The following is a 22,956-nucleotide window of genomic DNA, read 5'->3' as shown; positions in this document are numbered from 1 at the left end:
CTTCAGCCTGTCGTGGTGTCGGTGGTCGGGGGTTCGCTGAGGTCCGCACGAGCGTCGGACAGGCCCATGCGGGCGAAGGCGCGGACGTCGGCGTCCACGTCGGTGACGGCTGCCTCGAGCGCGGCCCGGACCTCCGGGCGGCCCGCCGCGAGACCCCCGAGGCCACGCACGGCGGCCTTGCGCACGTCGAGGTTGGTGTCCCGGGTCGCGGCGATCAGCGGGGCGACCGCCTCTTGGGGGTCGGCCACCGCCAGTGCCGCCGCCGCCCCCTGCCGGATCTGCCAGGCGGGGTCGGACAGAGCCGTACGGGCCAGGGCCGCCGCCCGCTCGGTGCAGCCGGTGTGCGCCATGGCGGACAGAGCAGCCGCCCGGACCAGGACGTCGGAGTCCTCGGCGAGGCGGATCAGGGTGGCGGCGCCGCGCGGGTCTCCGACGGCCGCCAGTCCCCGGGCCACGGCGAGACGTACCGCGGCGGCCGGATCCCCGGCGGCGTCCGCCAGCGCGTCCAGTGCGTCCAGGGAGACGAGCCCCAGCACGGTCTCGCAGCGCACGGCCTCGTCCGGGTCGGTCAGCAGGGCGGTCAACTCGCCGACCGTGCACAGCCGGTGACGCCACAAAGCGACCACCGCGGCGCCCCGGACGTCGGCGTCCGGGTGCCCGCACGCGTCGCGCAGCGACCGTGCGAAACGTTCGCCGGGCACCAGCACCTCCCGCAGCTCGCCGAGCAGTTCGACGGCGGCGCCGCGGACGGCCGGGTCCGGGTCCAGCAGGGCCGCGGCGAAGACCGCCGACGGCTCCTCCCAGGATTCCGCCGCCTCACTGAGCACGGTCAGCGCGGTGCGGCGCACGTCGGGGTCGGCGTCGGTGAGGAACTCCGCCAGCTCCTCGGTCGTCGGGACCTCCTCGGCGAGTTCGAGGAGCGCCAGGATGCGGTGGGGGCCGCCCGGCGTGGGCGTAGTGCCGGTCATCCCCACACCGCCGCCAGGTCGGCGCCGGTCGGGGCGGGCACGTTCGGCACCCCGTCCGGGCGGATGAAACCGGGCACCGGCACGATGTACGGCGCCACCGGCCGGGTCAGTGTCTCCATCTCGCCCGTCTCGCCCGCGCCCGCCGCGCGGCTCTTGCGCAGGTTCAGGTGCCGGAACCAGTTCGCGTCGTCCTGCTCGGGCCAGTCGGCGCGCTGGTGGTACAGGCCCCAGCGGCTTTCCGTACGGGCCAGTGAGGCGCGCGCGGCCATCTCGGCGCAGTCCCGGATGAAGGTGACCTCGGCGCAGCGCATCAGCTCGTGCGGGGTGCGGGCCCCCATGGCGGCGATCTCGCGGCTCATCCGCCCGAACGCCTCCAGACCGAGGGTCAGATAGCGCTCGGTCTTGGGCGGCTGGAGGTAGTCGTTGACGAACCGGCGGAGCTTGTACTCCACCTGCGGCTGGGGCGGTCCGTCCGGGTGGGACAGCGGCCGGTAGATCAGTTCGTGCGCCGCGGCGATCTGGTCCTCGGGCAGCGCGGGGCGGCCGGCTGAGGCGGCGAAGCCACTGGCGTGCTCACCGGCGATGTCCCCGTAGACGAAGGCGCCGATCATGTAGTTGTGCGGTACGCAGGCCATGTCCCCGGCGGCGTACAGGCCGGGCACCGTGGTGGCGGCGTGCTCGTCGACCCAGACGCCCGAGGCGGAGTGGCCGCTGCACAGCCCGATCTCCGAGACGTGCATCTCGATGTCACGGGTGCGGTAGTCGTGGCCGCGGCCTTCGTGGAAGGTGCCGCGGGTGGGCCGCTCGGTGGTGTGCAGGATGCCCTCGATCTGGTTGATCGTGGCGTCCGGCAGGTGGCTGAGCTTGAGGTAGATGGGGCCGCGGGCACTGTCCAGCTCGCGCTTGACCTCGGCCATCATCTGGCCGGACCAGTAGTCGCAGTCGACGAAGCGGTTGCCGTCGGCGTTGACCGTGTAGCCCCCGAAGGGGTTGGCGACGTAGGCGCACGCCGGCCCGTTGTAGTCCTTGATGAGCGGGTTGATCTGGAAGCACTCGATGCCGGACAGCTCCGCGCCCGCGTGGTACGCCATCGCGTAGCCGTCACCGGCGTTGGTGGGGTTCTCGTACGTGCCGTACAGATAGCCGCTGGCCGGAAGGCCCAGGCGCCCGCAGGCCCCGGCGGCCAGGATCACCGCGCCGGCCGAGATGGTGACGAACTCCCCGGAGCGGGTGTCGAATCCCACCGCGCCGACCGCCCGGCCGTCCACGGTGAGGACCCGCACCGGCATGATCCGGTTCTCGATCGTGACCCGGGAGCGCACGTGGCGGGCGCGCAGCGTGCGGTACAGGACCTTCTTGACGTCGCGGCCCTCCGGCATCGGCAGCACGTAGCTGCCCGAGCGGTGCACCTTGCGTACGGCGTACTCGTTGTGTTCGTCCTTCTCGAACTTGACGCCGTAGCCCTCCAGCCGCTGCACCATGCCGAAGCCGCGGGTGGCGGTCTCGTAGATGGTGCGCTGGTTGACGATGCCGTCGTTGGCGAGGGTGATGTCGGCGACGTAGTCCTCGGGGGTCGCCTTGCCCGGCACGACGGCGTTGTTCACCCCGTCCATGCCCATGGCCAGGGCACCGGAGTGGCGCACGTGTGCCTTCTCCAGCAGGAGGACGTTCGCGCCGTTCGCCGCCGCGGTGAGGGCCGCCATGGTGCCGGCGGTGCCCCCGCCGACGATGAGGACGTCGCAGGTGAACTCGCGGCGTCGTGACTGGGGTGGGATCTGCACGGAGGTCAGCCCCTTTCGGTGGGAGGGTGGTTCAGCAGCGGGCCGGGGGTGCGGTGGAGCCAGCCGGCCAGGGACATCCGGTCGCCGCGGAAGCGAACGAACTCGAGATCGATCGGCCGGCCCGCGTGGGTGTAGGTCAGCCGTTCGAGGAACAGCAGGGGAAAGCCGTCCGCCACGCGCAGCAGGCCGGCGACGGTACGGTCGGCGGCGATCGCCTCGATGGACAGGGCGGCGGCGCCCAGGGGGTGGCCCAGTTCGCCTTCGAGGAGCCCGAAGACGTCGTGCCGCGCCAGGTCCATCTCGAGCAGGGGCCCGCCGATGTCCGCGGGGAGGTAACTGGCGTCCAGCGACAGCGGCTGACCGTCGAGCAGCCGCACCCGCTCCAGGGCCACCACCTCGGTGCCCGGGGCGAGTTCGAGCCGCTCGGCCACGGTGGGCGTGGCGGGCACGGTGTCGGCCAGCAGCACCTGGTTGACCACACGGTCGCAGCCGGTGTCGAAGCTCTCGGCCAGCCCGCGCAGCCGGTCCAGGCCCTGTACGGCCTTTCCCGACACGACGAACGTGCCGACGCCGGGAATCCGGTCCACCAGGCCCTCGATGCGCAACAGCGCGAGGACGTCCCGGACGACGTTGCGGCTGGCACCCAGTTCCGCGGCCAGCTCCGCCTCGGAGGGCAGCGGACGTGTTCCGTAGACCCCCGTGAGAACACGGGTGCGCAGCACGTCCCGAATCCGCCGTACCGGTGCGACACGGCTGCTCGAACCTCTGCCACCAGCGACGATCCCTGTCATGGCCGGAATGCTGCGGAGGGGGTGTTACGCCGACCGGTTGCCGGAATTACGCACTGGTTACGCCAGTCTCATCACGGCCGACGCTCTCCTGACCTGGGAGAACAGACAGGGGCGAGCCGGTAGCGCCAGGGCTGTGGACGGGGCGCGGGGCTTGTGGGCACCCGCCGGCAGGGGGCTCCGGTGGGTGGCGGCCGGTCGCCTGCGGGTCGCCCGCTATCTGCGGGCGGCCAGGGTCAGCAGCGTGGCCGCCGGCCCCACCGGGGGCGTCTCCCGCAGCCAGACGGCCCGGAACCGCCGCCGCAGCAGGGCGGGTTCCTCCAGCGGCACGCTGATCAGCCGGCGGTCGTCCAGTTCGGCCGATACGGCGAGGCGGCTCAGCACGGCAGGTGCGTCGCCCGTGGACACGGCCGACTTGATCGCGGTGGTGGAACCCAGTTCCGCCGCGGGCGGCGCGGGTTCCCCGTCGATCTCCGGCCGGACCGGGTTGACCGCACTTCCCGAGACCGTGGCGGGAGGGGTCCGGACAGAAGACACAGGAGGAGCGGGACCGTCGAGTGCGGGCGGGCGGAGGGGCGTTGTCGCGGAACGGCGGAGGATTTCCCATACGGCGTCGCGCGTGCCCGAGCCCTGTTCGCGCACGATCAAGGGGGTGGCCGCCAGTGTCCGCAGCGGCAGCGGCTGTCTGCGCCTGGCCCACGGGTGCCCCGGCGCGACCACCACGACCAGTTCGTCGTCGGCGATGGTGCGGCTGCGGAGTCCGTCCGGCGCGTGCGGGCCCTCGACGAAACCGAGATCGGCCTCACGGCCGCGCACCATGTCGGCGACCTGCGAGGAATTGCCGACGCGCAGGGCGACCCTGACCTCGGGGAGCCTGGCGCGCAGGGCCATCAGCCAGCCCGGCACCCGGTGATCGGCGATGGTCATCGACGCGGCGATCCGCAGTCGGCCCTGCTGATCCGCGTGGAGCGCCGCGACGCCACTGACCAGCGCACGGGCCGCGTCGAGCACCGGCAGCGCCCAGTCCACGACGGCGGTCCCGGCCGGGGTGAGGCGTGACCCGGTGGGGCCGCGTTCGAGCAGCACCAGCCGCAACTGCCGTTCCAGCGCCGTGATGCGCATGCTCGCCGCCGGCTGGGTCATCCCGTGCCGCGCGGCGGCCCGGCCGAGACTGCCGGTCTGGGCGACGGAGACCAGCAGATCCAGCACTTTGAGTTCCGGTGTCCCCGGCGGAAGGCCCATCAGCACCGCTTATGACCTCCTCTGAAACGGGTCTCTACCGGAGACCGGCGGCACCCGGCGATCGTGCAGATGCAGATCGCCCTGGGGAATGCAGGAAGGGAGACGTCATGGAATCGTCCCACGCCCTGCCGGTCAAGCCGCCGCCACGCGTGCTCGCCGGTACGAGGCGCGCCGGACGCGCGTCGGGTGCCGTACTGCCAGGACTGACGGTGGCGGTGGCGGTCGCGCTGCCGGCCGTCTGGCTGGGCCGTCTCGTCCCGGCCGTGGGCGGCCCGGTGTTCGGGATCGTGCTGGGTGCTCTCGCCGGAGCCCTGCTGAGACGGATGGCCCCCCACCGAGCGGCCGAGCGCCTGCGCCCCGGGGTCGCGGTCGTGGGCAGACAGGTCCTGCAGGCGTCCGTCATCGTGCTCGGGACCGGGCTCTCGCTGAGTGACGTGCTGCGGGTCGGGGTGGGGTCACTGCCGGTCATGCTGGGCACGCTGACCGTGGCGCTGCTCGGCGCCTGGGCCGTCGGCGGACTGCTCGGCGTCCACCCCGAGACCGGGCTGCTCATCGGAGTCGGCACCGGCGTCTGCGGGGCCTCGGCGATCGCCGCGGTGACCGCCGCCGTGGGCGCCGCCGAGGCCCGTGTCGCCTACGCGCTCGGCACCATCTTCACCTTCAACATCGCCGCGGTCATCGTGTTCCCTCCGGTGGGCCATCTTCTCGGGATGTCGCAGGAGGCGTTCGGGCTGTGGAGCGGCACCGCGATCAACGACACGTCCTCGGTCGTCGCGACCTCCTTCAGCTACGGTTCCGAGGCCGGGGAGTACGCGGTGGTGGTCAAACTGACCCGCAGTCTCATGATCGTGCCGATCTGCGTGGCCCTGGTGCTGTGGCGGTCCTTCGGGCGGCGAGACCGGGACGCCCGGCAGGACGAGAGCGCGGGCAGGCGGATCTGGCGGGCGTTCCCCGTGTTCATCGTCGGATTCCTGCTCGCGTCGGCCGCCGCCACCTATGGCTGCATCCCTGCCTCATGGGAGTCGGCGCTGCCCGTGATCAGTACGTTCCTGATCACTCTGGCCCTGTCGGGGATCGGTCTGGCGATGAGGTTCTCCAAGCTGCGCGAGGCGGGTCCGCGGCCGCTCCTGCTGGGTGCGATCCTCTGGGCCGCCGTCGGGGCGGCCGGTGTCGGTCTCCAGTCGATCACCGGCCGGCTCTGAGCCCAGGTCGGACGGGTGTCCGCCTGTCCAGTTCCGTTTCCCGCTGATGAGCAACGGCTGGGACCCGTCTGAGGCCCGGTCGCCGGAGCTTGAGAACGCGTGGGGCACGTGCCGGCCCTCGACACGCGGCCGGTGAGTCATGTCGCGGCATCCAGCCGCCACGACCCACCGGCCGGTGATCTTCGAAGACGGACCTACCGCCGCTGGTGTCCGATGGCGACGACGCCCTTCGTCCTGGCGCCGGACCTGTTGTCGTAGAGGACATCGCCGGTGGACCTCTTCCAGATCTTGATGCGGAAGGTGTCCGGGCCGTCGGTGGCGGTGACTCTGAAGGCGTAGCCGCTCTTGCCGCCCACCGTGCCGGTGCCCTGGTGGACGGCCTGGGAGCCGTTCACCACGAGCCAGTCGGAGGCGGTTGAGCGGAAGGTGAGCCGGGCGGAGCCGAAGACGAAGGTGGCCTTGCCGGTGGGGACGGTGGCTCCCTTCCGGTACTGGGCGCTCAGGGTGAACGCCGCTTTGCCGGTCAGCCCCGGCTCGGCAGGGTAGGCACCGGCCGGTGAGGTGATCACGCCGGCGCCGGCCGCGGGTCCGGCGGCACGGTCGTAGACGATCAGCTCCGCGAGCGTGGTGGTGTCCGTGCCCTCGTCGTCGTCGGTGACCGTGACGACCGGGCGGTGGATGCCCGCGTCCCGGTAGACGTGTGTGGCGCGGCAGCCGGAGTCGGTGACCGTTCCGGTCGTCGGCCGGCTGCCGTCCTTCCAGTCGACCTCGCAGGTCTGGCCGTCGGCCGTGCCCGGGTCGTCGAAGGAGGCCGTCACCACGGCGGACCTGCCCACCGGGACGGGCGAGCCGGGGCCCTCGGCGGAGGTGATCGACGGGGCGGCGTTGGAGACCTTGACGGTCGCGGTGTCGGTGCCGCGTCCGCCGGTCAGAGTGACCCGGAAGGTGCCGTCGTCGGTGCAGGTGAGGGTCGTGCGGGCCGCCGTGTCGTCCTTGACGGCGCACGGGGCGCCGTCCTGGACGGTCCACTTGGGGGTGCCGGCCCCGGAGACGGTGCCGGCGAGCGTGATCGCCTCGCCCTCGGTGCCGGTGGTGTCCGGCCCGGCGTGGACGACGGTGACCGGGTCGATGCCGCCGAGGGTCGGGACGACCTTCTCGATCAGGCCGCCGGAGTCGAACTCCAGCTTGTCGATGGTGGTTTCGCGGTGGGTGCCGTCACCGCCGGGGATGGCGAACCGGTGGTAGGCGATGTACCAGTCGTCGGTGTTCGGGACGTGGACGACGGAGTGGTGGCCCGGGCCCTTGATGCCCAGGGACAGGTCCTTCTCCAGGATCACGCCCCGCTTGGTCCACGGGCCGGTGGGCGAGGCGCCGGTCGCGTAGGCGACGCGGTAGTTCTCGTCCCGGGTGTCGTTCTCCGACCACATGAAGTAGTAGGTGCCCTCGCGCTTGATGACGAAGGCGCCCTCGTTGTAGCCGCTCGGGGTGATGTCCGTGACCTTCGAGGTGTCGATGGAGGTCATGTCGTCGCCCAGCGGGACGACGTAGGCGCGGCCGTTGCCCCAGTAGAGGTACTTCTCGCCGTCGTCGTCGGTGAAGACCGCCGGGTCGATCATCTGGCCGCGGAAGTCACCGGCCTTCAGCAGCGGCTTGCCCAGGGCGTCCTTGAACGGTCCGGTGGGCGAGTCCGAGACGGCGACGCCGATGTTCGCGTCGGCGCAGAAGTAGAAGTAGTACTTCCCGTCCTTCTCGGTCATCGCCGGCGCCCAGGCCCTGCTGTCGGCCCAGCTGACGTCCGGCCCCAGGTCGAGGATGACGCCGTGGTCCTTCCAGTGGACCAGGTCCTTGGAGGAGTAGGCCTTGAACCGCGTGCCGCTCCAGCCCTCGAAGCCGTCGGTCGTCGGGTAGAGGTAGAAGGTGTCGCCGAAGCGCATGATGTGCGGGTCGGCGTTCAGCCCCGGCAGGACCGGTGTCTTCATGATCAGTGCCGACACGGTCCAGGTGCGCTGCGCGCCGTCGGAGCCGGTCACCTCGTACGTCACCGGCTTGGTGAAGTCCCGCACGCTGCCGGAGGCGGGGCTGATCGAGGCACCGTTGGCGAGGCTGAACTCCGGTGCCAGGGCGGTGATGTCCGTGCCCGCCTTCAGCGGCAGGGTGATCCTGCTGTCGGCGTCGTCGATCAGTGCGTCGACCTTCAGCGCCGGGTGGGTCACCTTCGCGATGCCCGTCGTGTTGCCGCTGAGCTCCTGGACCTCCGCGGAGGTCAGGGCCCGGTCGTAGACGCGGAAGTCGTCGACCTCGCCGCCGAAGTAGGGGTCCGCCCCGTACAGCGACCTGCCGATGTAGCCGCTGTGGTCCTTGTCCGCGTCGTACAGGTCGGACGGCTTGATGCCGACACCGGTCGCACGGGCCGCCTCGAAGCCTTCGACGTACAGGACCATCGTGCCGGTCGAGCCGTCGAGGGTCACGGTGACGTGCCGCCACTGCCCCGGCGTGAGCTGCGAACCGGCCGTCACCTTGGACTCCGCCTGCCAACCGGCCTTCGTGATCGCCGAGTACAGCTTGGAGCCGCCGTTGGACGGAGTGGCGAAGAGGTACTTGTCGCTGTCGGGACCCAGCCCGAACAGCCACTGGAAGGCGTCGCCGCCCTTCCACTTGGCGTACGTCGAAACGGTCACGCTGTCGGCGTTCTTCAGCACGCCGTTCGGGATCTTCACGTACGGAGAGGTGGTGGAGCTGCTGGAACCGCCGGACATCTTGAACGAGCCGCCGTGTACGCCGCTGCCGAAGTCGGGGGTGCGGACGTACGTGCCGTGGTGGCCGTGCCCGCTCGCGTCACGGGCGATGCTGCCGTTCGTCTCGTCGAAGTCGTAGCGCAGGAGCAGGTCCGCCGGGACGTCGGAGCCCTCCGCCGACACGGTGACCTCGGCCCGGACCGGAATCGCGGCGCCGTTCGGCAGGCTGCCGGTCACGGTGAAGGTGCCCGGCCGTGCGTACGACGACGCCGGTACGTCCGCCCAGTCGACGGAGACCGGACGCCTGACGCCGTCGGCGTACTCGGCGACGACCGTGGCCGGCAGGACAGGGGCTTCGCCGACCCGCGTCTTCACCGACACGTCCTCGACGCTCTTGACGAGCTGGTCGGGCTGGTAGGCGCGCAGCAGCCGGTCGTACTCGGCCTGGGTGACCGGGAGCACGGTGCCGTGCCGGGGCTTGGCGGGCAGGTCGTAGCCGGTGGAGGGGGTCCAGGTGCCGGAGTCGAGGTCGGTCGTCTCGAACGGGATGTAGCCGCGGCCACCGAACTCGTCGAGGAACGCGTACCACTTCTGCTCGGTGTTGGACTTGAACACCAGCGGTCCCTCGGCGGCGTTCATCGCGCCCTTGCCGATGCCCTCGGCGACCGCGGTCCAGGACGGGTTCCGGATCGAGTCGCTCTTCTCCTGGAAGATGAACTTGCTGTTGGGCGTGGAGGATGAGTTGTTCCGCTCGTCCTTGGACAGACGGTAGTACGTGCCGTCGTGCCGGATCATCGTGGAGTCGATGACCGAGTAGCCGCGGTCGATCCAGACCTTGGGCTCGCTGAAGGTGTGGAAGTCGCGGGTGGTGGCGTACATCATGCGGTTGTACGTGTTGCCGGAGTGGTCGGCGTCGTCGTACAGCTTCGACGCCCAGAAGACGACGTACTCGCCGCGCTCGGCGTCGTAGAACGCCTCCGGCGCCCAGGTGTTGCCGGCGCTGTCGGGTGACACCCTGACCAGGCGCTGGTTCGTCCAGTGCACCAGGTCGGTGGACTCCCAGACCATGATGGACTTGCTGCCGGTGCGCTGGGAGGCGTCCCAGTCGCCGTTGCCGTAGATCCGGAGGTCGGTGGCGATCTGGTAGAACTTGTCGCCCTCCGGGGAGCGGATGATGAACGGGTCGCGCAGGCCCTTCTCGCCGAGGGTGGAGGTGAGGACCGGTTTGCCGTCGTTCAGTTCACGCCAGTGCAGCGGGTCGTTGCCCTTGCTGAGGGCGGCGTAGAGCTGTTCGCCGTCCGAGGTGCCCTCGCCGGTGAAGTAGCTGAACATGTAGCCCTTGAGGGCCGCCTCGGCGGGCAGTTCGGGCACCTTGGCCGTCATGACCCGTCTGGCCTCGGCCTCGCCCTTGGTGACGGTGGCGGTCAGCTCGACGGTGGTGGCGCCGTCGCCGTGCGCGGGGCGGTGCACCTCGCCGTCGGCGGAGACGACGTCCGGTTTCGCGGAGGACCAGGTCACGGCCGTGCCGAAGGCGCCGCTCCTGGGCAGGGTGAGGTTGCCGCGTGCGTCGTCGAGGTTGTGCACCGTGAGCGCCTCGGCCGCCTGCCGGGTGGTGGCGGCGTCGTCGAGCGCGGGCCGGACCGTGACGTCGAAGGTCTTGGTGCCGGTCACGGTGCCCTTCCTCAGGGTCGCCGTGAGCGTGGCACGCCCGTCCGGTGAGCCGGCCTCGGGGCGGGTCACCTCGCCGCTGTCGGACACCACGGACGGGTTGTCACTGTCCCAGCTGATGGAAGAGCCACTGGCCGTGCCGGTCCTGGGCAGGTCCAGGTCGGAGGTGACGCCGCTGGTGTCGCCGAGGCTCAGGGCTTCCTCGTCGTCGGCGACACCCTGCGTGGCGACGGGGAGGGAGAGCTGCTCGACCTCCGTACCGTCCAGTGCCCGGTCGTAGACACGGACGTCGCGTATCCGGCCCTTGAAGAGCTTGTCGCCGTCGTAGACGGACTTGCCGATGTGGTTGGCCTTGGTGATGCCGGAGCCGATGGCGCCGGGCGTGGTGGTCACCGAGGTGTTGCGGCCGACCTCGACGCCGTCCTCGTAGAGCACACCCGTGGAGCCGGTCTGTGCGTAGGTGACGTGCTTCCACACCCCGCGGGTGAGGTTGTGGGAGTCGGACGGCTTGGTGGTCTGCTCGGTCGACCAGTTGCCCGTCGCGACGGAGGTGCGGAAGGAGTTGCCGGTGGTGAACAGGTAGCCGTTGCCGTTGCCCGCGCTGGTGTTGCCGAAGCCGTAGAGGAAGTAGGGCGTGCTCTGAGTCGAGTCGATCATCACGTCCATGGAGACGGTGATCGAGTCCATGCCCTTCATGATGTCGTCCGGCACCTTGATGTAGGTGTCGGATCCGTTGAAGGCGAGCCCCTGACCGGATGCCGACCAGTCGGCGGTGCCGCTGACCGTGCCGTTCCGGCTGTTGCCGGAGGCGTCGGTCACGGTACTGCCGGAGTCTGCGTCGAGCTTGTACCACAGGGCCAGGCCGTCGGTGATGTCCTCGGCTGCGGCCGCCGGTGCCGCCTCTGCCGCCTGTGCGGGAGTGGTGGGTCCGGCGAGGGTGAACAGCATCGACGCGGCGGTCAGTCCGGCGAGATGGCCCGCCCGACGTCTCGCGCGGCTGCGAAGTCGTGCGACGTGCGTCATATCTAGGTTCCCTGCTGAGGCATGGTTGATGACGGACAAGGCGGAGCGCAGAACGAAAAGCCGACGAGACGACGGCAAGTCCTGCCCGTGGACGTGCCGTTACACGCGGGTACCGTGTGTTGCGAGAGTCTCAGTCGACTCCCGGGGCAGCGTCAATAGGTTCCGAACAATGTCCGACAGGTCGAACACGTCCGTCCGACTCGCGGTGGTCCACGGCGGTGAGCCGGGTGACTGTTGATCTGGCCCTTCCTCACGAGACCTCTTCCACGGGCTGCTGATCCGTGCTCTGCCAGAGCGTGGTCGGCCTCTGTCGCCCGGCGGAAGGCCATCAGTTGACGCGTTCCATACGCCTCAGCTGAGTTCGGCGAAGACCGCCACCGCGTGGGTCTTGCCGATGACCACGAGGACGTCGCTCTTCTGCACGACCGTTTCGGCGGTGGCGTACGTGCAGTCCTCGCCGGGGCGTTTGATGCCGACGGCCGTGATGCCGTATCTGGTGCGGACCTGGCTCCGGGCGAGGGGAACACCGGTGATGAGGTCCGGAGCACGGTCTTGACCAGCGAGTCGTCGTCGAACTCGACTGTGTTCGTCGGAGCGGTCCGCTCCCGCGGTAAGCCGGAGTCCGTCAGGACATGGACGGAGAACTCCCCCACGTATGCCGCGTGCCGGTGGCGGAGAAGGCGGACAGCGACCTGATAGACGGCGACGAACACCACGATCGGTACGAAGCCGATCGCTTGGAACAACCGTGGGATCTCGTCGCCGTCCCATTCCGACCCGGACCCCTCGGCGCCTTCGCCCCGGGCGTAGGCAAAGACGTCCGTCAGCGTCCGAAGACGCAGACCGGGACGGTCGGGAACCGCGCACCCCCGGTCGGCCAGGAGCCGACGTATCTCTCCGATCGCGCGGGTGATGGTGGAGCGGTCGACGTCGAACAGCAGCCCGAGCACCGAGTGCGGCAGATCATGGCGCAGACGGATCAGCGTGGCCACCAGCCGGTCGACAAATACCAGCCGGTGACGGGCGTCGGCACCCGCAGCCCGTTTCCTGTCCCCGCCTCGTGCAGCATGAGGCGGCCCTCAGACCGGCCTGCCGCGGAACTGCCAACTCCTCAACCAGGCGAGCGAAATGACGCCGAGAGATCCCAGTGAACGGCCGATGCGCCGGCACCGCCCGATTGACCATGATCGCCACAACCGGATCATGCCACCTGCCTGCTGCGACGCCCCACCCGCCATCACGCACCAACTCGTCAATGCAGAATGCTTGGGTGCTTGCGTGCGAGGGTCATGCAGTGGCGAGCTGGAGGAAGGCGTCGTGCATGTCGTCTCGGGCTTCCCGGCGAGTGCATCGGTCGTAGCCACGACGTGGCCGCAGGGGGCTCGTGCCCCTGTTCCCTCTTCGCGCTCCCGACCCGCAAACCCCGCGACGACTCATCATGACAAAAGCCTGTCGAATCCATTGACGTCCCTGCCACCTCAGCTTTACCTTCTGGCCGAAGTTACGCACAGTGTTCGTGATTTCGAACACGCCGGGCAGGTCAGGAAGCCCGGGCAACGAGCCGCTCTCCCGGAAGGGACTTGTCGTGTTTTCCACCCGCGCCCGTCGCTGGTCCACGCCCCGCCGCAGTCTGATGTCGGCGGCAGCCCTGCTGGCCCTCTTTGCCTCGCTCCTGTCCGTGCAGACCGTCCACACCGCGCAGTCCGCCGTCGCGGCCGACGGCAAGCCGTTCACCAACCCGATCAAGTCCCAGAAGGGCGCCGACCCCTGGCTGGAGTACTACGACGGCAACTACTACCTGGTCACGACCACCTTCACCAACAAGCTGCTCATCCGGAAGTCGCCCACCCTCGGGGGCCTGAGCACCGCCCCCAGCGTGGAGGTCTGGTCGGACACCACCGCCGGGCGCAACGCCAACATCTGGGCGCCCGAGATCCACTTCCTCGACGGCAAGTGGTACCTGTACTACTCGGCCGCGCAGTCCGGCGCCGCCTGCTGTGACACCCAGCGCACGCACGTGCTGGAAAGCTCCGGCACCGACCCGATGGGCACGTACACCTACAAGAACATCCTCACCGACGCCAGCCTCACCCCCGGCCCGACCGCCGCGCAGGGCTGGCTGATCGACGCCACCGTCCTCAAGCACGACAACAAGCTCTACCTGGTGGGCAGTGGCAAGATCAACGGCAGTACGCAGAGCCTGGTCATCGCCCCGATGAGCAACCCGTACACGCTCAGCGGCCCCTTCACGATCATCTCCAGCCCCACGCTGAGCTGGGAGACCCAGGGCAGCCCCGTCAACGAGGGCCCCGAGCCGCTGTACCGCAACGGCCGCACCTTCCTGTCCTACTCCGCCAGCAGCTGCCAGACCGCCGACTACAAGCTGGGCCAGCTGGAACTCACCGGCAGCGACCCGCTGAGCCCGGCCTCCTGGACGAAGAAGCAGACGCCGGTCTTCCAGCGCAACGACGCGGCGAGCGTCTACGGCCCCGGCCACAACGGCTTCTTCACGTCCCCCGACGGCACCGAGAACTGGATCGTCTACCACGCCAACAGCGCGGCCAACGGCGGCTGCGGCAACGCCCGGACGACCCGCGCGCAGAAGTTCACGTGGAACGCGGACGGTACGCCCAACCTCGGCACCCCGGTCGCCACGGGGACGACGCTGGCCGGCCCGTCCGGTGAGACCGCGACGACCCCGACCGCGTACACCATCGTCAACCGCAACAGCGGCAAGTGCCTCGACGTCAACGGCGGCAACACCGCCGACGGCACCAACATCTTCCAGTGGAGCTGCAACGGCGGTGCCAACCAGAAGTGGCGGATCGAGGACATGGCCGACGACACCAGCCGTCTCGTCAACGTCGCCACCGGCAAGGTCGCCGACCTCGCCGGGTGCGGCTCCGCCGACGGCACCGACATCCGCCAGTGGTCCTGGCTGAACAACAACTGCCAGAAGTTCCGCATGGTCTACCTCGGCGGCGACTACGTCCGTATCGTCAACGCCTCCACCAGCAAGGTCATGGACGTCGCCGACTGCGGCACGGCCAACGGCGCCGACGTCCGCCAGTGGTCCTGGCTGAACAACAACTGCCAGCAGTGGCGCCTCGTCCCCACCACCGCCTGATCCCGAAGGGCCGTAACAGAACATGAGACTCCTCGCCAGACGGGTCCTGGTGGCAGCGGCGGCAGCGTTCGCCGTGCTCACCACGGTGACCACCCCCGCCCAGGCCGCCGCCCCCGCGTCCCCGGCCGTCACCTTCACCAACCCGATAGCCGAGCAGCGGGCCGACCCGCACATCTTCAAGCACAGCGACGGCTACTACTACTTCACCGCCACGGTCCCCGCGTACGACAAGATCGTGATGCGCCGGGCCACCACCCTCCAGGGCCTGGCCACGGCCACGGAGACCACCATCTGGACCAAGCACGCCAGCGGTGACATGGGCGCCCACATCTGGGCGCCGGAGATCCACTTCATCGACGGCAAGTGGTACGTCTACTTCGCGGCCGGCGCCTCGAACGACATCTGGAAGATCCGCCCGTACGTCCTGGAGTCCAGCTCGGCCAACCCGCTGACCGGCACCTGGACCGAGAAGGGCCGGATCGCCCTGCCGCTCGACACGTTCTCGCTGGACGCCACGACCTTCACCCACAACGGCACCCGCTACCTCAGCTGGGCGCAGAACGACCCGGCGGTCGGCACCGGCACCAACCTGTACCTGGCGAAGATGTCCAACCCCTGGACCATCAGCGGCAGCCCGGTGATGATCTCCAAGCCCGAGTACTCCTGGGAGACCGTCGGCCACCGCGTCAACGAGGGCCCGGCCGTCATCCAGAAGAACGGCAAGGTGTTCATGGCCTACTCGGCCAGCGCCACCGACGCCAACTACTGTCTCGGTCTGCTGACCGCCTCCGCCACCGCCGACCTGATGAACCCGGCGTCCTGGGCGAAGACCTCCACCCCGGTCTTCAAGAGCAACGCCGCCACCGGCCAGTACGGCCCCGGCCACAACACCTTCACGGTCTCCGAGGACGGCAAGTCGGACGTCCTCGTCTACCACGACCGCAACTACAAGGACATCAGCGGCGACCCGCTCAACGACCCCAACCGCCGCACCCGTTACCAGAAGCTGTACTGGAACGCCGACGGCACTCCCAACTTCGGCATCCCGGTGGCCGACGGCGTGACCCCGGTCCGTCTCTCCTCGTACAACTTCCCGGACAAGTTCCTCCGCCACTGGGAGTACCGCGCGAGGCTGGAGGCCGACGTCACCAACCTCGCCGACTCGCAGTTCCGGATCGTCACCGGTCTCACCGGCAACGGCACCGTCTCGCTGGAGTCGGCGAACTTCCCCGGCTACTACCTCCGCCACAAGAACAACGAGATGTGGGTGGAGAAGGACGACGGCACGGCCCTGTTCGACGCCGACGCCTCGTTCTACCAGCGGGCGGGTCTCGCCGATACCGCGGCCGGCGTCTCGTACGAGTCGTACAACTTCCCCGGCCGCTACATACGGCACTTCAACAACCTGTTCTACAGCCAGCCGATCAGCACGACCCTCGACCGGCAGGACGCGACCTTCTACAAGGAGTGAAGGCGTAGACGCGACCTTCTCCCAGGAGTAAGGGAGCAGGGGTCCACGTAGACCGAGCGGCGCCAGTGCACCGTGCCCTCGCAGGGCGCGGTGCACTGCTCATTCCGGCGGCACGCCCTGGACCAGACCCGACTGGTACGCCATCACCACCAGTTGGGCCATGTCCCGGGCACCGGGTTTGGTCATCGCGCGGTGGATGTGGGTGCGTACGGTCAGGGAGCTGACGTAGAGCCTCTCCGCGAGCTCGTCGTCGGAGTGCCCCTCGGCGGCCAGGGACATCACCTCGCGTTCCCGAGTGGTGAGGGTGGTCAGCCGGTCGCGGGTGGTGAGGCACCAGTTGTCCCGGGTGCCCGGCAGGCACGAGGCATCGGGCTCCCGACCGAATCGGAACCGGTCCGCGTGGCCGTTGGTCTTATGAACTGAGCGGAGTGTCCCGCGGCGGGAAACCGTGCGGCCAGGGCGGCAACCTCAGGAGCAGCACGGTCACGCTCATGGCGGCAAGGAGCCAGGTGAAGGCGCGAGAGGCGCGCAGGCCGTAGCCGGACAGCAGTCAGTACCCCCACAGCAAGCGGCGTTCGCCCTTGATGGTGCCGGTGGTGTCGTGGCGGGGCATCTCGCATTCGCCGTAGTGGAAGTCGGCGGCGCCGGGTTCGTTCTTGCCGTCCTCGAACGCTTTGCGCAACTGCCGGTACAGAGCAGCGACGTCTTCCGGGTCGGGGGTGCGGCGGGGGCGGCGGGGTGTGGTCCGGGACGCCGTCCATGGGGTCCGGGGCCGGCGGTGTGGGCACGCCGTCGCCCATGCGAAGTCCGGCACGGCCTTGACCGTGTCCGTGGCCGTGGTGGTGACCGGCTGCTTCGCCGGGAAGGAAGCGACGACGGGGCGGGGCCGTGCGTACCGCGAATCGCGTGGCCTCCGGCTGGCGCGGGGAGTTGATGCGGCCCGCACGCTGGTCGATCAGCGCGAGTGCGGATGGATGGCGAAGGGACCCTGCCCGACGACGTCGACTACGGACGCCACATGCGGGCCGACGTCGACCACGAGACGAGGACCGGCCAGATCGGAACCACCGCGTACGCGACCACCGACGGCTCCGCCCCGCGACTCCGGAGCGACCACATCGTCGCTGCGACGGTCGAAAAGTCCAGGGTGGACGCCTCGACGGCGCCGTGGCCCTGCACGGGCACCACGGCGGCCAACGGCTGGCGCGTGTTCCACGGTGACTTCACCATCGCTCCGGATACCACCACGTCGAACGGCTGGGTGACGGTGACCCCGTCCGACGGTTCCACGCTCGACGTCGACGTCGTCGCGACCCGCCCACCCGTCGGGGTAGGACTGCGCGAACGGAACCGTCAACCAGAGCTCCGACGACGGTGGGACCACTGAAAGACGCCCGCCAAGATCTGCGGCGCGACCGCCGACTCTCAGTGGTACTCCTTCATCCCCGCCTCCATCCCCCACGCCAAGAGTGCATGACCCTGTCGGAGTCACGAGAAAGGGACATGCAATGACGCGTACGCCCGACAAGCCGCGCCCTCGCCACACCTTCACCGCCCGGGGTCCGTACCGTGACCTGCGGTGACCGTGCTCGGGGAGCAACACCGCCCACGGTCACCGGCCCGATCGTGAGTACGGGAAGCCGTGGGGGAGGAGGGGCGGGGACACCGCCGGCTCGTGAAGGCGCGGCGGTGTATGCAGCCGTGTCCGTGCTGGTCAGGTCCTCCGGCGTGACGTCATGGTGCGCTGGATGAGGATGAAGGCGCACAGCAGCACACCGGTGGCGATCTTGGTCCACCAGGAGCTGAGTGTGCCCTCGAACGTGATGACGCTCTTGATCAGGCCGAGGACGAGCACGCCGAAAAGGGTGCCCAGCACGTAGCCGGAGCCGCCGGTCAGCAGAGTGCCGCCGATGACCACCGCGGCGATGGCGTCGAGTTCCATGCCGACGGCGTGCAGCGGGTCGCCGGACTGGATGTACAGCATGAACAGCAGGCCGGCCAGGGCCGAGCAGAAGCCGCTCACCGTGTATACGGCGATCTTCGTGCCGCCCAGCGGAAGCCCCATCAGCAGCGCCGACTGCTCGTTGCCGCCGATGGCGTACACCCGGCGGCCGAAGCGCGTGTAGTGGAGCACGTAGAAGGCGACGGCGAGGACGACCAGGGCCACGAGGGCGCCGATCGACAGGAAGCCGAATCCCAGTTGCGCCTGGGCCTGGGCCAGGCTGCTCACCGAGGAGTCGCTGATGGAGATGGACTCCTTGCTGATGACCAGGCACAGGCCCCGGAAGAGGAAGAGGCCCGCCAAGGTCACGATGAACGGCTGGATCTCGAAGTTGTGGATCACATAGCCCATCAGGAAGCCGCCGAACGCGCCCACCCCGAGGGCGAGCGGGATGACCAGCAACAGCGGCAGGCCCTGACGTTCCACCATCCAGGCCGTGAACATGGTGGTGAATCCGATCACCGAGCCCACGGACAGGTCGATGCCGCCGGACATGATGACGAAGGTGGCACCGACGGCGGCGACCAGCAGATAGCCGTTGTCGATGAACAGGTTGAGGAACACCTGCGGTTCGGCGAACCCGTAGTTCTGGTACCGGCTGAGACCGGTGATGTACATGGCCAGGAACAGAGCGGCCGTGACCAGGACGGGCAGCCGCCGGTCGCCGAGCAGGCGGGTGACCCCGGACGTGTGGGGCACCGTACGGCCTTCCGGCACCGTGGGGGTCTTGGTGGTCGCGCTCATCGCGACACCTCCATCTTCGGAGCGGCGTCGGCGGCGGGAGCGGCGGGGGCCGGGGTGGCGGCCGGCCCGCGTCCCTTGGCGCCGAAGACCTTGGCCCGGAACTTCGGGGACTGCAGCAGGCAGACGACGATGACGACGACGGCCTTGAAGACCAGGTTGGTCTGGGTGGGCACGCCGATGGTGTAGATCGTGGTGGTCAGGGTCTGGATGACGAGGGCGCCGACCACCGTGCCGCCGATCGAGAACCGGCCGCCGAGCAGCGAGGTGCCGCCGATGACGACCGCGAGGATCGCGTCCAGCTCGATCCACAGGCCGGCGTTGTTGCCGTCCGCGGCCGAGGTGTTGGAGCTGATCATCAGGCCGGCGATGCCCGCGCACAGGGCGCAGAACATATAGACCATGATCTTGATGCGGCGGGACCGGATGCCGACCAGCCGACTGGCCTCGGCGTTGCCGCCGACCGATTCCACGAGCAGGCCGAGCGCCGTACGGCGGGTCAGGGCCACGGTGACGGCCACGACGGCGGCCACCACGAAGATGGAGAAGGGCAGGGTCAGCCAGTAGCCGCCGCCGATCAGCTTGTACGGCTCGCTGTTGATCGTGATGATCTGGCCGTCGGTGATCAGCTGGGCGACACCGCGTCCGGCGACCATGATGATCAGGGTCGCGATGATCGGCTGGATGCCCATGCGGGCGACCAGGAAGCCGTTCCACAGACCGCAGACGACGGCCGCCACCAGGCCTGTGCCCATGGCCAGGAAGACCCCGGCCAGGGCGTTCTGGTCGGCCTGGTCACTGATGTACGAGCAGGTCAGGGCGCCGGTGATGGCGACCACCGCGCCGACGGAGAGGTCGATGCCGCCGGTGGCGATGACCAGGGTCATGCCGACCGCCACCAGGATCAGGGGCGAGCCGAACAGCACGATCGAGACGAGGCTGCCGTAGAGGTGGCCGTCCGCCATCCTGATCGCGAAGAAGTCGGGCGTGAAGGGGACGTTGACGAGCAGCAGGGCGATCAGGACCGCGACGGGCCAGAACAGGTGGTGGTGCGTCAGCGCTCGCCATCGGGAAGTCGTGGCCACGGATGGGGTGCTCACTGGTGTTCTCCGCTCGCGATGGTCTCCAGGATCTTGCTGGTGGTGATCTCCGGCCCGTTGGCGAGGCGCGCGACCAACTTGCGGTCACGCAGCACGCCGATGGTGTGGCTGAGGCGGAGGACCTCCTCCAGCTCGGCCGCGATGTAGAGCACGGCCATGCCGTCCTCGGAGAGGGACACCACGAGCTTCTGGATCTCGGCCTTGGCGCCGATGTCGATGCCGCGCGTGGGTTCGTCGAGGATCAGCAGCTGCGGCTGGGTGATCAGCCAGCGGGCGAGCAGCACCTTCTGCTGGTTGCCGCCGCTCAGCTGGCCGACCCTGGCCTCGGGGTTGGCGGGGCGGATGTCCAGCGCCTTGATGTACTTGGCGACGAGTTCGTCGCGCTGGGCGGCCGGGATGGGCCGGGTCCAGCCGCGGGCCGCCTGGAGGGCGAGGATGATGTTCTCCCGCACCGTCAGATCGGGGACCAGGCCCTCGGTCTTGCGGTTCTCCGAGCAGAACGCGACGCCGGCGCCGATGGCGTCGTTGGGGGCGCTCATCGAGATGTGCTTGCCGCCGATGGTGACCTTGCCGCTGTCGGGCTGGTCGGCACCGAAGAGCAGCCGGGCCAGTTCGGTGCGGCCCGAGCCGAGCAGTCCGGCGAGGCCGAGCACCTCGCCCTTCTTGATCTCCAGGTCGAAGGGGGCGATGCCGCCGGTGCGGCCCAGGCTCTCGGCCTCGACAAGGGTCTCGCCGACGTCGGAGCGCAGTTGGTGGTCGTGCAGTTCCTCGAGCTGGTCCAGGGCCTTGCCGATCATCAGCTCGATCAACCCGACCTGGTCGAGGTCGCGGACCATGTGCTCGCCGACCAGGGTGCCGTTGCGCAGCACGGTCATGCGGTCGCAGATCTCGTAGATCTGGTCGAGGAAGTGCGACACGAAGAGGATCGCGACGCCCTCGTCCCGCAGCCGCCGCATCAGGCGGAACAGTTCGAGCACCTCGTCGCGGTCGAGGCTGGAGGTGGGCTCGTCCAGAACCAGCACCTTGGTGCCGGAGCCCTCGCCGTCGCTGTCGCCGGTGCCCACCGACCGTACGATCGCGACCAGTTGCTGCACGGCCAGCGGGTACGAGGACAGGGGCGCGGTCACGTCGATGTCGAGGCCGAGCCGGTCGACCAGCTCCGCGGCCTCCTTGCGCATCCGCTTCCACTGGATGCGGCCCCCGCGCGTGGGTTCACGCCCGATGAAGATGTTCTCCGCCACCGACAGGTTGGGGCAGAGGTTGACCTCCTGGTAGACCGTGCTGATCCCGGCCTGCTGCGCCTGCAGCGGACTGTCGATGTGCACGGTCCTGCCGTCGAGGGTGACGGTGCCGCCGTCCAGGGAGTGAACCCCGGTCAGCACCTTGATCAGAGTGGACTTCCCCGCGCCGTTCTCGCCCATGAGGGCGTGGATCTCGCCGGGGAAGAGCCGGAAGTCGACGCCCGACAGAGCCCGTACCCCCGGAAACTCCTTGACTATGCCCGTCATCTCCAGGACGGGCCGCGGCTCTGCCATGGCAGCGCTCCTCTTGAAATGGGTTCAGGCCCGCGGGGGAGCCTCCTGGACCGGGTCGTGGTCGTGCCCGGTCGTCCGGAGGCTCCCTGCCGGTGGGTGCGGTCGGTCAGTACTTGCGGGTGGGGAGCGCGTCCTTGGCCTGGTCCTGCATGAAGTCGCTCTCCTCGGTCTTGATCCAGCGCTCGACCTTCTCGCCCTCGTGGACCTTCTTCACGACCTCCATCAGCTGGGGGCCGAGCAGCGGGTTGCACTCGACGATCGCGTTGATCTTGCCTTCGGACATCGCTATGAAGCCGTCCTTCACGCCGTCGACCGTGACGATGAGGATGTCCTTGCCGGGCTTCTTGCCGGCCGCCTCGATGGCCTGGATGGCGCCGAGGCCCATGTCGTCGTTGTGCGCGTAGAGGACGTTGATGTCCGGGTTGGACTGCAGGAAGGCCGCCATGACCTGCTTGCCGCCGGCGCGGGTGAAGTCACCGGTCTGGCTGACGACGATCTCCCAGTCGTCCTTGTGCTCGGCGTCCATGACCTCCTTGAAGCCCTTGGCGCGCTCGATCGCGGGGGCGGCACCGGTGGTGCCCTCAAGCTGGGCGATCTTCACCTTGCCCTTGTGGCCGGCCTTCTCCAGGACCTTCTCCAGGATCTTGGCGGCGCGCCGGCCCTCGTCCGTGAAGTCGGAGCCGACCAGGGTGACGAACAGGGACTCGTCGCTCTCGACGGACCGGTCGGTCAGGACGACCGGGATCTTCGCGGCCTTGGCCTCCTTGAGGATGGCGTCCCAGCCGGTGACGACCACCGGCGAGAAGGCGATGACGTCCACCTTCTGCTGGATGTAGCTGCGGATCGCGGAGATCTGGTTCTCCTGCTTCTGCTGCGCGTCGGAGAACTGGAGCTTGTAGCCCGCCTCCTTGGCGGCCGACTTCACCGAGTCGGTGTTGGCGCTGCGCCAGCCGCTCTCGGAGCCGACCTGGGAGAAGCCGAGGGTGATCGTCTTGCTGCCGCCGGAGGAGGAGCCGTTGGAGCTGCCGTCCTCTTTGGCGCAGGCCGCCAGGGTGCCCGCCGCCGCCACGCCGACCGCCGCGGTGAGGAAGTTTCTTCTGTTGAGCACGTTTCTTCTCCTTCGATGAGCCGGCCCGGGAAGTGGACTCGGTTGCGTGGGTCGCTTCTGACGTTCCATCGGGAACGGCGTCAGCAAGGGCGTTCTCTTGACCGACCAACGTTCGAGTTATCGAACATGCGGCGATGCTGTCAGGGGGGAGACAGGGGGGCGGTTCGGAGTGCGGCGGCGCGATGCGGAGCCGGGGGGCGATGATCGCGGCGTCGGACCGGTGGGTGGGGCGGGCTCGGGCGGGGGACGGGTTGGAAGCAGCGTGCGGCTCCGGTCTCCCTCCTCGCAGAGGGCCTGCCGGCCGTGCTCGGGGCAAGGGCGAAGCGCTCCGCCTTTGTCACGCGGACGAACCTGGCCGCCGAGACGTCGTGAGACCTACGGCTTCTGCCTTCGCCCGGCGTCCACGGGGGCGGCGCCGTTCGTTCTCGGTCATGTCCCGGACACGGTCCTAAGGTCGCGGTCAGG

General features: G+C 69.3%; 13 protein-coding genes and 3 pseudogenes. 4 read left to right on the top strand and 12 right to left on the bottom strand.

The features are described from left to right. Positions 1 to 2: 2 nt before the first annotated feature. The 3 genes and pseudogenes from QNO09_RS36825 to QNO09_RS36815 all read right to left on the bottom strand — a co-directional run bounded on the left by QNO09_RS36825 (position 3) and on the right by QNO09_RS36815 (position 4,779). Positions 3 to 2,749, bottom strand: a pseudogene (locus QNO09_RS36825) (fumarate reductase/succinate dehydrogenase flavoprotein subunit). A 5-nt stretch (positions 2,750 to 2,754) separates the two neighbouring features. Continuing rightward, positions 2,755 to 3,540 carry a GntR family transcriptional regulator gene (locus tag QNO09_RS36820; RefSeq protein WP_283974585.1) on the bottom strand — a complete coding sequence of 262 codons (786 nt, stop codon included), beginning with the start codon at positions 3,538 to 3,540 and terminating at the stop codon, positions 2,755 to 2,757. A gap of 213 nt (positions 3,541 to 3,753) precedes the next feature. Further along, a complete protein-coding gene (locus QNO09_RS36815) occupies positions 3,754 to 4,779 on the bottom strand; it encodes a LysR family transcriptional regulator (protein ID WP_283974595.1) in 1,026 nt (341 codons plus the stop codon). 107 nt (positions 4,780 to 4,886) lie between these two features. Here QNO09_RS36815 and QNO09_RS36810 point away from each other — a divergent pair, with 107 nt between their 5' ends. Then, positions 4,887 to 5,981 (top strand): YeiH family protein, encoded by a 1,095-nt coding sequence (locus tag QNO09_RS36810; protein WP_283974584.1) that lies wholly within the window; start codon positions 4,887 to 4,889, stop codon positions 5,979 to 5,981. A 194-nt stretch (positions 5,982 to 6,175) separates the two neighbouring features. Here QNO09_RS36810 and QNO09_RS36805 read toward each other — a convergent pair whose 3' ends face one another. The 3 genes and pseudogenes from QNO09_RS36805 to QNO09_RS36800 all read right to left on the bottom strand — a co-directional run. Continuing rightward, positions 6,176 to 11,407: a family 43 glycosylhydrolase gene (locus tag QNO09_RS36805; RefSeq protein ID WP_283974583.1), complete on the bottom strand. Its 5,232-nt coding sequence runs from the start codon at positions 11,405 to 11,407 to the stop codon at positions 6,176 to 6,178. A 351-nt stretch (positions 11,408 to 11,758) separates the two neighbouring features. Continuing rightward, positions 11,759 to 12,178 (bottom strand): TrkA C-terminal domain-containing protein, encoded by a 420-nt coding sequence (locus QNO09_RS40140; protein ID WP_502962394.1) that lies wholly within the window; start codon positions 12,176 to 12,178, stop codon positions 11,759 to 11,761. Positions 12,179 to 12,192: 14 nt separating this feature from the next. Continuing rightward, a pseudogene (locus QNO09_RS36800) lies at positions 12,193 to 12,592 on the bottom strand (helix-turn-helix domain-containing protein); the annotation flags it as partial. 448 nt (positions 12,593 to 13,040) lie between these two features. Between QNO09_RS36800 and QNO09_RS36795 the strand changes: the two are divergent. Beyond that, positions 13,041 to 14,534, top strand: a complete 1,494-nt coding sequence (locus tag QNO09_RS36795) for a family 43 glycosylhydrolase (RefSeq protein ID WP_283974594.1) — start codon at positions 13,041 to 13,043, stop codon at positions 14,532 to 14,534. Positions 14,535 to 14,556: 22 nt separating this feature from the next. Continuing rightward, a complete protein-coding gene (locus QNO09_RS36790) occupies positions 14,557 to 16,005 on the top strand; it encodes a family 43 glycosylhydrolase (protein WP_283974582.1) in 1,449 nt (482 codons plus the stop codon). 99 nt (positions 16,006 to 16,104) lie between these two features. Here the strand turns inward: QNO09_RS36790 and QNO09_RS36785 are convergent. Continuing rightward, positions 16,105 to 16,356, bottom strand: a pseudogene (locus tag QNO09_RS36785) (response regulator transcription factor); the annotation flags it as partial. A gap of 199 nt (positions 16,357 to 16,555) precedes the next feature. Next, positions 16,556 to 16,819, bottom strand: a complete 264-nt coding sequence (locus QNO09_RS40135) for a hypothetical protein (RefSeq protein WP_502962393.1) — start codon at positions 16,817 to 16,819, stop codon at positions 16,556 to 16,558. Positions 16,820 to 16,975: 156 nt separating this feature from the next. Here QNO09_RS40135 and QNO09_RS36775 point away from each other — a divergent pair, with 156 nt between their 5' ends. Continuing rightward, complete coding sequence (locus QNO09_RS36775) at positions 16,976 to 17,392, top strand: hypothetical protein (protein WP_283974581.1); 417 nt, start codon at positions 16,976 to 16,978, stop codon at positions 17,390 to 17,392. A gap of 327 nt (positions 17,393 to 17,719) precedes the next feature. Here QNO09_RS36775 and yjfF read toward each other — a convergent pair whose 3' ends face one another. From yjfF to QNO09_RS36755, 4 genes are all read right to left on the bottom strand, one after another. After that, the gene (gene yjfF / locus QNO09_RS36770) at positions 17,720 to 18,751 is read right to left on the bottom strand and encodes a galactofuranose ABC transporter, permease protein YjfF (protein WP_283974580.1); all 1,032 of its coding nucleotides are present in this window, start codon (positions 18,749 to 18,751) and stop codon (positions 17,720 to 17,722) included. Beyond that, positions 18,748 to 19,833, bottom strand: coding sequence for an ABC transporter permease (locus QNO09_RS36765; RefSeq protein ID WP_283974579.1), 1,086 nt, complete (start codon positions 19,831 to 19,833; stop codon positions 18,748 to 18,750). The genes yjfF and QNO09_RS36765 overlap by 4 nt, the downstream gene beginning before the upstream one ends. 11 nt (positions 19,834 to 19,844) lie before the next feature. Next, complete coding sequence (locus QNO09_RS36760; RefSeq protein WP_283974578.1) at positions 19,845 to 21,383, bottom strand: sugar ABC transporter ATP-binding protein; 1,539 nt, start codon at positions 21,381 to 21,383, stop codon at positions 19,845 to 19,847. 106 nt (positions 21,384 to 21,489) lie between these two features. After that, positions 21,490 to 22,491: an ABC transporter substrate-binding protein gene (locus QNO09_RS36755; protein ID WP_283974577.1), complete on the bottom strand. Its 1,002-nt coding sequence runs from the start codon at positions 22,489 to 22,491 to the stop codon at positions 21,490 to 21,492. Between the last annotated feature and the right edge of the window lie 465 nt (positions 22,492 to 22,956).

Origin of the sequence: Streptomyces sp. 378 (assembly GCF_030124145.1) — a bacterium.
Classification (GTDB): Bacteria; Actinomycetota; Actinomycetes; order Streptomycetales; family Streptomycetaceae; genus Streptomyces.
Note: the sequence above shows the minus strand (reverse complement) of the source record. Positions and strands in the feature narration are given on the sequence as shown.